We start from the raw sequence: 12,037 nt of genomic DNA, 5'->3' as shown, positions 1-12,037 counted from the left end.
TTCGGAAGATATGCCGGACTTGCCGCGCCCACGCACCCCGAGTGGGCGCGAGGTGCGGCCGGGCTATTTCGTGAAGGCTTCCTTCTGCCCCGTCACGTTCGGCGTGTAGCCAGGGCCGACGGTCAGCGGCCGGTCGGGCATGTCCGCCTGCTCCACGGAGGAAGTGAAATCCTTCTCGATGCGCTGCAGCTCGGCCCCGTCGGGGCCCATCAGGACAATGGCGACGTGATAGGGCCTGTCCTTCTTGGTGCCGCTCAGAGCGGGCGTGTCGAAGACGAACTTCTTCTCCGTCCCCGTCACCGGCGCGGAAAGGACGATCGGCCCGCCGCCGGCGGGGTTCTCGAAGGAAGCTTCCACCTTGCCGCCCTCGGGCAGCGCGCGCTCCGGCGCCAGCACGACGCCGTAATGCATTTCGGAGATCCGGTAGTTGAAGATGAAGCCGCCGCCGGCGAGCCTCAGATAGGGCTTGTCGCTCTCATCGGCGCAGCCCGCCACCAGCAGGCCCGCCATGAGGAGGAACGCCCCGAAGGCCAGGCGCCGGCCCCATGCCGGCGCGAAAAGGATATCGTTTCGCATGCACGCGCCTTTCGGCCGCCCGGCCGCAAGGCGCGTCGGCCCTCAGCTCTTGGAGCTGTGCTCCGGCTTGCCCTTGCGGGGCCCCTCGGCGAAGTCCGCGAGCTCTTTTTCGCTCATCGATTCATACATGCTTCTCGATGCGCCTTTGAGCTCCGATTTTTTCGTCTCCCCCCGCTTGGCGGAAAGGGCCGCGCCGGCGGCTTTCTGCTGGGCTTTCGACTGCGCTGGCATCGTTCTGTCTCCCGATGGGTCGATGCTGCAAAACGCGCAAAAAATGCCGCCGGTTCGCCCCAGCCGCCCGGTTTTCGCTTAGCTGCCTGAAAGGCTCTGGCCGCCATCGACGGCAATCGTCGTGCCGGTGATGTATCGGCCGGCCTCGGAAGAAAGGAGCAGGAGCGCGCCGTCGAGATCGGCGGGCTCGCCGAAGCGGCGCATCGGATTGGCCTTGCGGATCGCATCGCCCGCCGCCCCGGAGAGGAAATCGGCGTTGATTTCCGTCTCGATCCAGCCCGGCGCGATGGCGTTGACGCGGATGTCGTAGCGCGCCCATTCGAGCGCCAGCGCCCGGGTCAGGTGCACGATGGCGGCCTTGGAAGCGGCATAGGGCGCCACGCCCTTGATCACCGTGAAGCCGAGGATGGAGGCAAGGTTGACGATCGCCCCGCCGCCGCCCGCCTTGGCCATGCGCTGCGCCGCTTCCTGCGCCACAGAAAAGGCCGCGTCGAGATTGGTCGAGATGACCGAGCGCCAGGCATCCTCCGGCATGTCGATCGCGGCGCCGCCCGGCGCGATGCCGGCATTGTTGACGAGGAGCCGCACCGTGCCGAAGCGCGCCTCGGCGGCTTCGAAGGCGGCGGCGACGCTTTTTCGGTCCGTGACGTCGCAGGCGACGGCGAGCGCCTCGCCGCCCTCCGCGGCGATCGACGCGGCGAGTTCTTCGAGCCGCTCGGCCCGCCTTGCGGCCAGCACTACCTGCGCCCCGCTCGCCGCGAGCACCGTGGCGAAGCGCTTTCCGAGACCGGAGGAGGCGCCGGTGACGAGCGCCACCTTGCCGGAGAGGTCGAAGCGGTCCGTCATCGCCTCGCCTCAGCGCCCGTACAGCGCCAGAGGCAGCCAGGTCGCGACCTGCGGCAGGTACCACAGGAGCACCAGTCCGAAGATCTGGATGATCACGAAGGGCACGATGCCGCGATAGATGTCCATCGTGCGGATCTCAGGCGGCGCGACGCCGCGCAGGTAGAAGAGCGCGAAGCCGAAGGGCGGCGTCAGGAACGAGGTCTGCAGGTTCATCGCCATCATGATGCCCAGCCAGACCGGGCTCATCGAGCTGCCGTCCGGCATCTCCATCTGCAGGAGGATCGGCGCCACGATCGGCACGACGATGAAGACGATCTCCAGGAAGTCGAGGAAGAAGCCCATCACGAACATGATGGCCATGACGAGCAGGATCGCCGCCAGCGTCCCGCCCGGCAGGTTCTCCAGAACATGTTCCACGTAGTCGGCGCCACCGAGCCCGATGAAGACGATGGAGAACATGCGCGCGCCGATGATGATCGTGAAGACCATCGCCGAGATCGACATGGTCGACTGGCAGACGGCGGCGAGCACCCGCGCGCCGTCCCGGTCGCGCCAGGTGAAGGTGCGCACGAGCGAGACGATCACCCCGAAGGCGAGGCCGACGGTGAGCACCATGGCCGCGCCGATGGCGGCCCATTCGGTGACGCTCACCACCGAGCGCTGGCTGCGCAGGTCGAAGGAATAGGTCAGGGCGAGAAGCCCGGCCATGCATAGGACGCCGAGGATGATGGGCCAGCCGCGGCTTTCGTCGCGCCGGTAGCCGGCGAGCATGGTGGCGCCGATGGCGCCCACGCCGGCCGCCTCGGTCGGCGAGGCGAGGCCGATGAGGATGGAGCCGAGCACCGCGACGATGAGGAGAATCGGCGCGGCGAGCGCGTGGAAGATCTGGCGGAAGAAGGCAAAGCCGGCGAGGTCGCCCAGTTCCTCTTCCGGGATGGCCGGCGCTCCCTTCGGATGCACGAGAACGTAGCCGATCTGGTAGAGGATATAGAGGCCGACGAGCATGAAGCCGGGAAACAGGGCGCCGGCGAAAAGGTCGTTCACCGACACCGTGTCCGGCGAGAAGATGCCCATGGAGAACTGGGCGTTCTGGTAGGCGACGGAAAGCTGGTCGCCGAGGAGCACGAGGACGATGGAGGGCGGGATGATCTGCCCGAGCGTGCCGGAGGCGGCGATGGTTCCGCAGGCGAGGCGCTTGTCGTAGCCGCGCTTTATCATCGTCGGCAGCGACATCAGCCCCATCGTCACGACGGTCGCGCCGACGATGCCGGTGGAGGCCGCCAGCAGGGCGCCCACGATGCAGACGGAGAAGGCGAGCCCGCCCGGCAGCGTGCCGAACATGCGGCCCATATTGTCGAGGAGCTCCTCGGCGATGCGCGAGCGCTCCAGCATGACGCCCATGAAGACGAACAGCGGCACGGCCACGAGCGTCTCGTTGACCATCGTGCCGAAGATCGACTGCGGGAAGGCCGTCAGCAGCGACAGCGAGAACACGTCGAGGGCCGAGCCGACGAGCGCGAAGCCGAGCGCCGTGCCGGCGAGCGTGAACGCGACCGGAAAGCCCGCCATGAGAAGGGCGCAGGCGACGCCGAACATCAAAAAGCAAAGGATGACGGGATCGATCATGACACTCTGCCGTCGGCCGTCGCCGCAGCCACGGGCTAGTGAACGCTGTCCGGCCGGATGCCGGCGGCGGAATAGTTCTCGTCGTGCTCCCTCAGGGCCACGATCGCCCGCAGCGCGAGGGCGATGCCCTGCAGGCCGACGAGGATGGCGAAGACCCAGATGAAGGTCTTCAGCGCGAAGATCAGCGGCAGGCCGCTGACCTCCGTCGAACGCTCCAGGATGCGCCAGGAATTGGTGACGTAGCTGAAGGAGAGCCAGAAGGCGGCGATGCAGACCGGCAGGAGCAGGAAGAGTGCCCCCATCAGGTCGATGATCGCCTTGGTGCGTGGTTTGGCGTCGCGGTAGAGGATGTCGACGCGCACATGCCCGTCCTGCAGGAGGGTGAAGCCCGCCCCGGTCATGAACAGGATGGCGTGCATGTACCAGATGGATTCCTGCATCGGGATGAAGCCGATGGCGAAGACGTAGCGCAGGATCACGGTGGCGAACTGAACAAGCGCCGTGCCGATCGCGAGCCACATCACGGCCCTGCCGACATGGTAGTTCAGCCCGTCGATGACGGCGATGATGGCCTTCACTGTCCCACTCTTGAAATCCGGCCCGGATTCTGTGTCCGCAGGGCGTTATCGCCGCCGGGTTGTGCTTTCGGCTTAGAACAATCCGCCTTCGGCCGAAAGAGGGCGGGCACCGGCCCGCCCTCGGAAAAAAGGATGACGGGCCGCCGCGCCGGGCGGCCCGCCGGGAAGGCTCAGCTGAACGGCGTCAACGCGCGCTTGTTGGCGTAGGTCTGGTCGGAGATGCGCGTCCACTCCACCGCCTTCTTGCGGAAGTCGAGGAAGGATTCGTAGACCTTCTTGGTGAGCGGATCCGAATTGCCGGCATTGTCGAGGACCTGCTTCGCCGCCTTGCCGAATTCCTTGTAGATGTCGTCGGAGAACTCCACGAGTTCCACGCCGTAATCGTTGATCAGCGTCTGCAGCGCCTGGTTGTTGTTGGCGTTGAAGTCGGCGAGCGTGTTGTTGTTGACGGCGAGCGCGGCAGCGCGGAAGAGCTGCTGGTCGCTTTCAGGCAGGCCGTCCCAGAACTGCTTGTTGATGCCGAAGCCCAGCATGGAGCCCGGCTCGTGGAAGCCCGGGTAATGGTAGTTCTTGACCACCTTGTAGAGGCCGAAGGCGAGATCGTTCCAGGGGCCGACCCATTCGGTCGCGTCGATGGTGCCGGACTGCAGCGCCGGCAGGATCTCCGAGCCCGCCAGCGTCACCGAGGTGCCGCCCAGCGCGTTGATCACGTCGCCGCCGAAGCCCGGGATACGCATCTTCAGACCCTTGAAGTCGTCGACGGTCTCCATCTTCTTCTTGAACCAGCCGCCCATCTGGGCGCCCGAATTGCCGCCCGGCAGATGCTTGATGCCGAACTGGCCGCCGACCTCGTCCCACAGCTCCTGGCCGCCGCCGTACTGGATCCAGGCGTCGATCTCCGCAGGCGTGAAGCCGAACGGCACCGCGCAGAAGAAGGAATAGCCGGTCAGCTTGCCCTGATAGTAGTAGTCGGCGGAGTGATACATCTCCGCCGTGCCTTCCTGCACGGCGTCGTTGCACTTCAGCGGCGGTACGAGTTCGCCGCCGCCATAGACCTTGACGGTGATCCGCCCGTCCGTCGCCTTGCCGATCATCTCGGCGAATTTCTCCGGCGCGGTACCGAGGCCGGGAAAATTCTTCGGCCAGGAGGTAACGCACTTCACTTCCATGCGATTCTGCGACAACGCCGGCGTCGCAAGGCTCGACGCAGCAGCGGCGCCGGTAGCAAGGCCGGCAGATTTCAGAAACGAGCGACGGTCCATTCTTGTCCCTCCCAGTCGGGTTCTTTTGTGGGGCGGAAAAGTTGCATGTTCACATGGAGCTGTCCAGCGCCGGAGGCTGCGGCGGACTGTGTCGGCGAGGGCTTTTGACGGCGCCCTGGAAGGGGCTAAAGAGGGCCGCAGAGAGGGCTGACTTTCACCCGGCTCCAAAGCTAGGATGACGAAGATGCGCGCAAGAGGCACACCCCTTATTCTGGTCACCGCGGATGTGCGGCCGGCGGACGGTTACGCCTGGCATTGCGTCGCCGAGACCTATCTGAAGGCCATCACCTCGATCGGCGCCCTGCCGCTCATCCTGCCCTCCATGGCCGATCGCATCGATTTCGACGCGGCGGTGGAAGCGGCCGACGGGGTTCTCGTCACCGGCTCGCGCTCCAACGTCCATCCGGACCGCTACGGCACGCCGGAGGAGGAAAAGCACGGCCCCTTCGACCATTCGCGCGATGCCACCACGCTCCCCCTCATTCGCCTGCTCCTGCAGCGCGGCGTGCCGCTTCTGGCGGTCTGCCGCGGCTTTCAGGAACTCAACGTGGCGCTCGGCGGCTCGCTCATCGCCGAGGTGCAGGAGGAAGAGGGCCGGGCCGACCATCGCTCGCCCCAGTCGGACGATCAGGACACCCGCTTCGGCCTCGCCCATGAGGTGACCTTCCGCGACGACAGCCGCCTCGCCGCCTTCGTCGGCAAGCACCGCATTCGGGTCAATTCCCTGCACCGCCAGGCGGTTCGCCGGCTGGCGCACGGCCTCCTCGTGGAAGCGGAGGCGGACGACGGCACCATCGAGGCCGTCCGGGTCGCGGAGGCGGCGAGCTTCGCCTTCGGCGTCCAGTGGCATCCCGAATACTGGGCCGAGACAGATCCCCCGTCGAAGGCGATCTTCGCCGCCTTCGCCGAGGCCGCCCGCCACCGCCAGTCTCTGCGTCTCGGCATGGCGGCCGAATAGGCCTCTTCCCCAGGCGAGCGCGCCCCCCCTCAGGCGAGCGCGCCAGCAAGCATCAGCGCCCCGAAAGCGGTGATGAAGAGGGCGCCGAGCCATTCCAGCGCCGGCATGACGAGCCCTGCCCCGCCGCGCCCGGACTCCATCAGGCGGCGTGCCAGCCCCTTGGCGCCGACCGCGATCGCCGCCAGCGTCGCCACCGTCAGGCCCGTGCCGAGCGCCATCAGGAAGGTCGCGGCCACGCCCGCCCAGAAGATCTTCTGCGACAGCGCGAAGACGAGGACGATCAGCGCACCCGAGCACGGCCTGAGCCCGACGGAGAGGATCGCGCCCACCGCCGCCTTCGCGCCACCCTTCTCGAGCGTCTCGGGGTCGGGAAGATGGGAGTGGCCGCAGGCGGCATGCGCCCCGTGATCGTGCCCGCCATGGCCATGCCCGCCATGGTCGTGCTCCCCGTGGTCATGTCTTCCGTGGTCATGCCCCGCATGGTCATGCCCGGCATGGCTCGCCGCCGCGCCGAGCGAGACGGCGGCCGAACGGCGCCGGAGCCGGGCGAGGAACGGGCGTGACTTGCGGGCGAGGAGATAAAGCCCGAGCGCCAGGATGAGGGCGTAGCTGCCGGCCTCCAGAAACCGCGCCGTATCGGTGATGGCAAAGCTCGTCAGGCCGAGGATCGCCGCCATCACGCCGATCAGCGCCACCGCGACGATCGCCTGCACCAGCGCGGCGGCAAAGGCGATGGCGATGCCGCGCCGGGCCGTGCGCTCATGCGCCAGCAGGTAGGAGGAGATCACCACCTTGCCGTGGCCGGGCCCGGCCGCATGCACGATGCCGTAGATGAAGGAGACGGTGCCGAGCCACCAGAAGGCGGCGCCGTCGCGGCTGATGGCGGCGATGCCGGCCGTCAGCTCCTGGTAGAAGCGCCGCTGCAGCGCCGCGATCGCCGGGATCAGCCCCGCCCCGCTTTGTTCGGGCAAGCCGACGCCGAAGGGCGAGGTCGCCGCAAAGGCGAGGTCGCGGAAGGCGAGAAGCGCCGCGAGCGCCAGGAGGAGCGCCAGCGCCCGCCTTACGGGCATTCGATCCTCGCCGCGTTCTCCGTTCCGTCGGTGAGCGCCTTCAGCTCCGGCGGCAGCTCGCGCTGATCGGCGCCGATGGTCGCCAGCATCGCCGCCGCGCTCGCATCCGGCTCCTCGCCGCGCGTCACGGTGAGCTTGCACGCGGCCGGCGCCTCCACGAGACGCACGGCCTCCTCGGACGGCAGCGAGAAGGCGACGAAATATTCCGGGTCGTAGACTTCGAGCGTCACCGGGGCACTCGTTGCCAGCGGTTCCTTCAGCGGCAGCGTGAAGTGCAGGATAAGCCGGTCGCCTGACGGCTGCAGCCAGTAATCCTCCGGCTTTCCAAGGGGGACGGGCTCGCCGCCGGCGATGAGGTCGGTGAAGAAGTTGTATTCGGCGAGCGAGGAGACGTTGACCTCCGCGAGCGGCTTCAGCTCGTCGGCGGACATCTTGCCGTCGCCATCCGTGTCGAGCCCCTGCGCGGCATAGGCGGAGAAGGCGGCGTCGAAGCGCCAGTGATGGCGGATCGCCACGATGCGCCCCTGATCGTCGAAGGCGATCTCGGAAGCGACGTCGACCCACACATGCGGATGGGCATGCGCCGGCGCGGACAGGACAAGGCCGCCGAGGACGAGGCCCGCCAGGGCGGCGCACAGGCGCGAAGACGGACCACCAGGCTCAGGCGTCATGGAACGCATTGTCGCATTGTCTCCCGATTCGCCCCGGTGAAAGCGCCCTTATGTGGGGTTTTCCCGCAAACTGCGGCGTCATCGCGGCGGAAGATTATTCCCCGCGCCTTCGAAGGGACGAAAAATTGCCGGCCGTCCTCCGGCACATGGCCGCTTTCGCGACCGAATCTTCCTGTTGCTCGGGCCTATGTCAGTGGCATCGCAAAGGAGCCCAAAATGCATCTGCGCCACATTGCCGCGTCCGAGCTCGAAAAGCACCCGGCCTACGATCGGCACGAGGAGGTTCTTCGCGTCGAGGATCCGCAGGTCGGCCTTTCGGCCTTCATCGCCTTGCACGATACGACCCTTGGCCCTGCCCTGGGCGGCTGCCGCGTCTGGCGCTATGCGAGCGAGGCCGAAGCGCTCACCGACGCGCTCCGCCTGTCGCGCGGCATGACCTACAAGAACGCCCTAGCGGGCCTCAACCTCGGCGGCGGCAAGGCGGTCATCGCGCTGCAGCCCGGCACCGCCCCCTCGCCAGCGCTCTTTCGCTCCTTCGGCGCCGCGATCGAGGAGCTTTCCGGCCGCTATGTGACGGCCGAGGACGTCGGCACCTCGCCCCGCGACATGGCGTCGGTGGCCCAGTCGACCGCCCATGTGCGCGGCACGCCGGGCTCCGGCGTGGAGGATCCTTCTCCCTTCACCGCGCTCGGCGTCTTCCACGGCATTCTCGCCGCGGTCGAGCACCGCTTCGGGGCGCGCGATCTGGAGGGACTGACCGCCAGCGTGCAGGGCCTCGGCCATGTCGGCTGGCGGCTTGCCGAAAAGCTCGCCCGCAGCGGCGCCCGCCTCATCGTCTCCGACCTCGACGAGGCGCGCGTGGAGCGCGCACGCGCCGAATGGGATGCGATGGTGGAGCATCCCGCCCGCGCGCATGCGGCACGGGCCGAGATCTTCGTGCCCTGTGCCCTCGGCGCCGGCCTCAACCGGACCACCATCCCGCAGATCTCCGCCGACATCGTGGCCGGCGCGGCCAACAACCAGCTCGAGACGCGCGAGGACGCGATCCGGCTGACCGAGAAGAGCATTCTCTATGCCCCGGACTATGCCATCAACGCAGGTGGCGTGATTGCGCTGGCGCTCGCGGGTACCCGCCGCGCCAGTACGGGCGCGACGGAAAAGGTGGAAGCGATCGGCGCAACGCTCGCGGCGATATTCGCCCGCGCAAGCCGGGAGGGCAGGACCACGGCCGAGATCGCCGACCAGCTCGCCGAGGAGCGCCTTACCGCCGCGAGACGGCGCTCTCAGGCGGCCTGAGTCGCTTCAATAGCCTCGGCCGGCCCGGCGCTCGGCGTCGAACCAGGCCGCCATGTGGTCGATGAAGGCGCGCAGTTTGGCGGGCATGCGCTCGCGGTGCGGGTAGAGCGCATAGACGCCGAGATCGTCGATCTCGTATTCGTCGAGCAGGCGAACGAGGCGGCCCGCCTCCACATCGGCGCGCACGCTCGCCCATGGGGCGCGCCCGAAGCCGAGACCGGCCCGCGCCGCCGCCGCGACCGCGGCCGGGGAATCCACCGTCAGCCTTCCCGACACCCCGACGAACTGGCGCTTTCCGTCGATGCGGAACGGCCATTGATGTCGCGAGGCGATGTTGGTGTCGATGATGCACGGCAGCGAGGCGAGTTCGCCCGGATGCTCCGGCCTTCCGTACCGGGCAATGAGGGCGGGCGAAGCGACGAGAACGACGGAAAAGGCGGCGAGCTTGCGGGCGATCAGGCTGGAATCGGCAAGGCTCGCAATCCGGATGGCGACATCGTAGCGCTCTTCCACGAGATCGACGAAGCGATCCGCCAGGCTGAGCTCCATCTCGATATCGGGATATTCGGCGAGAAAGCCCATCACGCCGCGCGACAGGTCGAACTCGCCGATGACGGGCGGCAGGGCGACGCGAAGCCGGCCGCGCGGCGCCGAATGCGTCGCCTCCACCCTCTCGCGCAGCGCCCCGACGCGCTCCAGGATGACCAGCGCCTCCTCCAGCGCCGATTCGCCCGCTTCGGTCAGCGAAAGCGTGCGCGTCGTGCGCGAGAGAAGGCGCGCGCCGAGCTCTTCCTCGAGCTCTGCGACGTATTTCGACATCAGCGCCTTGGACTTGCCTTCCGCCCGCGCAGCCGCGGAAAAGCCGCCGGCTTCCACCACGGCGACGAAGGCGCCGAGCCTGGTGATGGTGTCCATCAGGCGGCGAGTGCGGAAAGGACGGCCTCCGCCGCTGCCGTGCCGGAGATGAAGGCAGCCTCCAGCCGCGGCCCGAGGCACCAGTCGCCGCAGGCGACGAGCCTGCCGCGCCCGCCGGCGAGGAACGGCTCGCCGAGCGCCGTCTCCACCCGTGCCTGGGGATAGCGCAGGATGTGCCGTTCCGCCGGAGCAGGCAGCCCGCTTCCGGCCGCAGCACCGAGCCCTTCCAGCAGCTTCTCGGCCACGGCCTCGTCGCTCTCCTCGAAGTGCCCGGCCGAGAAATCGGCTGAGCCATGGACGATCCACACTTCTTCCCCCGCCCTGCCGGCGCGCGAGGCGTTGCGCGCCGCCGCCCCGATCGTCGCCGCCTCGGCGATGAAATCCGCATCGATCGGCAGCCGCTCCGAAAAGGCGAAAACCCCGGCAAGCGTCGGGCGCATCACGACCGCGCCGATCCGCTCGAAGGGCTTGCCATGCGCCTTCAGGAGCGGCCCGGCCGCGGGGGCGGCAATCGCCACGATCACCGCATCGAAAGGACCGATGGGACCGGCATCCGCCGTCTGGACGATATAGCCTTCGCTGGCATGGCCGATGCGCTCTGCCGCCGTGCCGGTACGCAGATCGAGGCCTTCCGCACAGAAGGCGGAAAGGGCGTTCATCGTCGGCAAACCAATCAGCCAGGGCTCGTCGCTCGACCTGCCTTTCGGCGCCCAGCCCGTCGCATGGCCGGAGAAGACCGCCGACTGCATGAAATCCTTGAAGGCCGGCTCGCGCGCCGTCGCGTAGAGCGCCGCGGCATCCGTGAGGGCCCCGGCGACCTCGACGCTGGCGAGCCTGCCGCCGGGCTGCGCGTTCCTCTCCAGCACGAGCGCATCCGCGCCGGCCTCCTTCAGGCGGCGGCCGGCGGCAAGGCCGGCCATGCCAGCCCCGATGATGGCGATGCGCATGTTGCTCAAGACCCTTCCTTGATTTGGCCCGCCTTGATTTGGCCCGCCTTGATTCGGCCCATTGTGGAGCTTTTCCGGTATTCCAGTTGAAACCCAGTATCCCAGTTGAAACAAAGGCGCCCCGATCCGTAAAGCGCCTGCGGAACGCGGATCAGCCGGGGCCGGGCGCCAGAAGCTCATCGGGCGAGGCACCGGCGATCTCGGCAAGCAGGACCGCAAGCCGCTCCGCCTGATGGCGCGCGATTTGCGCGCCGGCCGCCGCGCTCGCCGCGGCGGCATCGCCGACGGCACCGGAGGCGTTCAGGTCTTCCGCCATCCAGCCGTAGCCCACCGGACCGTGCGCCCGAAGATGCTCGAACTTCGCCGAGAGCGCGCTCTGGGCGGAAGGAAAAAGGCTGCACTCCTCGCGGCGGACAAGCTCGGGCCTCAGATGCAGCATCAGAGAGGTTTCCGAAAAGCCGCCATGAATGCCCCATGCGCGCTCCGGATCCTCCGCGAGCCCCTCCGGCAGGCCGAAACGGGCCAGGCTGGTCGCCACGGCGATCAGCCGGTGGCGGGCACGCAGTTCGAGCGCCGCGGCCGCCACCGCGGGATTGTTGCCGCCATGCGAGGATAAAATGAGGAGGCTGGCGAGGCCCGCCCGGGCGACGTCGCCGCCGAGCGCCGTGACGATGTCGATCAGACCCGCGGCGGAAAAGGAGAGCGTGCCGGCGAAGGAGGTATGTTCCAGCGAGGCGCCGACAGGGAGCGTCGGCAGAACGACGATCTCCACGTCCGGCCCCACGAGCCCGGCCGTCTCGGCGAGGATACCCTCGGCGATCATCGTGTCGGTGCCCGTCGGCAGATGCGGTCCGTGCTGCTCGGTTGCCCCGAGCGGCAGGACGGCGACGGTCCGCGCCCGATCGAGCGCGCCGATCTCGGGGCTGGTCAGCTCGGCCCAGCGGCGAAGCATGTTGCGCGATTCCTTCGACAATCCGGTCGGTTGCAGCGGCATGTGAAGAGGAAAGCGGCCAGCGGTGCAACGCCTTTCTCTGCGGATGCCCGGCCCGCCGCCAAGGCCG

13 protein-coding genes are annotated in these 12,037 nt (G+C 68.1%); 2 read left to right on the top strand and 11 right to left on the bottom strand.

Annotated features, from left to right (window positions below):
- Positions 1–63: 63 nt before the first annotated feature.
- The 6 genes from CLD20_RS05375 to CLD20_RS05350 form a co-directional block, all read right to left on the bottom strand.
- The gene (locus CLD20_RS05375) at positions 64–576 is read right to left on the bottom strand and encodes a hypothetical protein (RefSeq protein WP_224405580.1); all 513 of its coding nucleotides are present in this window, start codon (positions 574–576) and stop codon (positions 64–66) included.
- Positions 577–618: 42 nt separating this feature from the next.
- On the bottom strand, positions 619–807 hold the full coding sequence (locus CLD20_RS05370; protein ID WP_224405579.1) for a DUF3008 family protein: 189 nt from the start codon (positions 805–807) through the stop codon (positions 619–621).
- A gap of 78 nt (positions 808–885) precedes the next feature.
- The gene (locus CLD20_RS05365) at positions 886–1,653 is read right to left on the bottom strand and encodes an SDR family NAD(P)-dependent oxidoreductase (protein ID WP_224405578.1); all 768 of its coding nucleotides are present in this window, start codon (positions 1,651–1,653) and stop codon (positions 886–888) included.
- Positions 1,654–1,662: 9 nt separating this feature from the next.
- Positions 1,663–3,279, bottom strand: a complete 1,617-nt coding sequence (locus tag CLD20_RS05360) for a TRAP transporter large permease subunit (protein WP_224405577.1) — start codon at positions 3,277–3,279, stop codon at positions 1,663–1,665.
- A 35-nt stretch (positions 3,280–3,314) separates the two neighbouring features.
- Positions 3,315–3,857, bottom strand: a complete 543-nt coding sequence (locus CLD20_RS05355; RefSeq protein WP_224405576.1) for a TRAP transporter small permease subunit — start codon at positions 3,855–3,857, stop codon at positions 3,315–3,317.
- 170 nt (positions 3,858–4,027) lie between these two features.
- Complete coding sequence (locus tag CLD20_RS05350; protein ID WP_224405575.1) at positions 4,028–5,119, bottom strand: TRAP transporter substrate-binding protein; 1,092 nt, start codon at positions 5,117–5,119, stop codon at positions 4,028–4,030.
- A 184-nt stretch (positions 5,120–5,303) separates the two neighbouring features.
- On the opposite strand from CLD20_RS05350, the gene CLD20_RS05345 reads away from it, so the two are divergent.
- A complete protein-coding gene (locus tag CLD20_RS05345; protein WP_224405574.1) occupies positions 5,304–6,077 on the top strand; it encodes a gamma-glutamyl-gamma-aminobutyrate hydrolase family protein in 774 nt (257 codons plus the stop codon).
- A gap of 29 nt (positions 6,078–6,106) precedes the next feature.
- On the opposite strand, the gene CLD20_RS05340 is transcribed toward CLD20_RS05345, so the two are convergent.
- Positions 6,107–7,147 (bottom strand): nickel/cobalt transporter, encoded by a 1,041-nt coding sequence (locus CLD20_RS05340; RefSeq protein ID WP_224405573.1) that lies wholly within the window; start codon positions 7,145–7,147, stop codon positions 6,107–6,109.
- Positions 7,138–7,818 (bottom strand): DUF1007 family protein, encoded by a 681-nt coding sequence (locus CLD20_RS05335; protein ID WP_224405572.1) that lies wholly within the window; start codon positions 7,816–7,818, stop codon positions 7,138–7,140. The genes CLD20_RS05340 and CLD20_RS05335 overlap by 10 nt, the downstream gene beginning before the upstream one ends.
- 216 nt (positions 7,819–8,034) lie before the next feature.
- Between CLD20_RS05335 and CLD20_RS05330 the strand changes: the two genes are divergently transcribed.
- Positions 8,035–9,114, top strand: a complete 1,080-nt coding sequence (locus CLD20_RS05330) for a Glu/Leu/Phe/Val dehydrogenase (protein WP_224405571.1) — start codon at positions 8,035–8,037, stop codon at positions 9,112–9,114.
- A 6-nt stretch (positions 9,115–9,120) separates the two neighbouring features.
- On the opposite strand, the gene CLD20_RS05325 is transcribed toward CLD20_RS05330, so the two are convergent.
- From CLD20_RS05325 to CLD20_RS05315, 3 genes are all read right to left on the bottom strand, one after another.
- Positions 9,121–10,029 (bottom strand): LysR family transcriptional regulator, encoded by a 909-nt coding sequence (locus CLD20_RS05325; protein ID WP_224405570.1) that lies wholly within the window; start codon positions 10,027–10,029, stop codon positions 9,121–9,123.
- Positions 10,029–10,976, bottom strand: coding sequence for an NAD(P)/FAD-dependent oxidoreductase (locus CLD20_RS05320; RefSeq protein WP_224405955.1), 948 nt, complete (start codon positions 10,974–10,976; stop codon positions 10,029–10,031). The genes CLD20_RS05325 and CLD20_RS05320 overlap by 1 nt, the downstream gene beginning before the upstream one ends.
- 151 nt (positions 10,977–11,127) lie before the next feature.
- A complete protein-coding gene (locus tag CLD20_RS05315) occupies positions 11,128–11,928 on the bottom strand; it encodes a creatininase family protein (RefSeq protein WP_224405569.1) in 801 nt (266 codons plus the stop codon).
- Between the last annotated feature and the right edge of the window lie 109 nt (positions 11,929–12,037).

This window comes from Afifella sp. IM 167 (assembly GCF_020144925.1).
Classification (GTDB): domain Bacteria; phylum Pseudomonadota; class Alphaproteobacteria; order Rhizobiales; family Afifellaceae; genus Afifella.
The sequence above is the reverse complement of the archived record's forward strand: the minus strand, read 5'-3'. Positions and strand labels throughout refer to the sequence as shown.

Excerpts from the sequence above, each read along its gene's own strand:
- CLD20_RS05315 (WP_224405569.1), bottom strand. The coding sequence starts at position 11,928 with ATGCTTCGCCGCTGGGCCGAGCTGACCAGCCCCGAGATCGGCGCGCTC.
- CLD20_RS05320 (WP_224405955.1), bottom strand. The coding sequence starts at position 10,976 with ATGCGCATCGCCATCATCGGGGCTGGCATGGCCGGCCTTGCCGCCGGC.
- CLD20_RS05365 (WP_224405578.1), bottom strand. The coding sequence starts at position 1,653 with ATGACGGACCGCTTCGACCTCTCCGGCAAGGTGGCGCTCGTCACCGGC.
- CLD20_RS05370 (WP_224405579.1), bottom strand. The coding sequence starts at position 807 with ATGCCAGCGCAGTCGAAAGCCCAGCAGAAAGCCGCCGGCGCGGCCCTT.
- CLD20_RS05325 (WP_224405570.1), bottom strand. The coding sequence starts at position 10,029 with ATGGACACCATCACCAGGCTCGGCGCCTTCGTCGCCGTGGTGGAAGCC.
- CLD20_RS05330 (WP_224405571.1), top strand. The coding sequence starts at position 8,035 with ATGCATCTGCGCCACATTGCCGCGTCCGAGCTCGAAAAGCACCCGGCC.
- CLD20_RS05345 (WP_224405574.1), top strand. The coding sequence starts at position 5,304 with ATGCGCGCAAGAGGCACACCCCTTATTCTGGTCACCGCGGATGTGCGG.
- CLD20_RS05350 (WP_224405575.1), bottom strand. The coding sequence starts at position 5,119 with ATGGACCGTCGCTCGTTTCTGAAATCTGCCGGCCTTGCTACCGGCGCC.
- CLD20_RS05340 (WP_224405573.1), bottom strand. The coding sequence starts at position 7,147 with ATGCCCGTAAGGCGGGCGCTGGCGCTCCTCCTGGCGCTCGCGGCGCTT.
- CLD20_RS05335 (WP_224405572.1), bottom strand. The coding sequence starts at position 7,818 with ATGACGCCTGAGCCTGGTGGTCCGTCTTCGCGCCTGTGCGCCGCCCTG.
- CLD20_RS05360 (WP_224405577.1), bottom strand. The coding sequence starts at position 3,279 with ATGATCGATCCCGTCATCCTTTGCTTTTTGATGTTCGGCGTCGCCTGC.
- CLD20_RS05375 (WP_224405580.1), bottom strand. The coding sequence starts at position 576 with ATGCGAAACGATATCCTTTTCGCGCCGGCATGGGGCCGGCGCCTGGCC.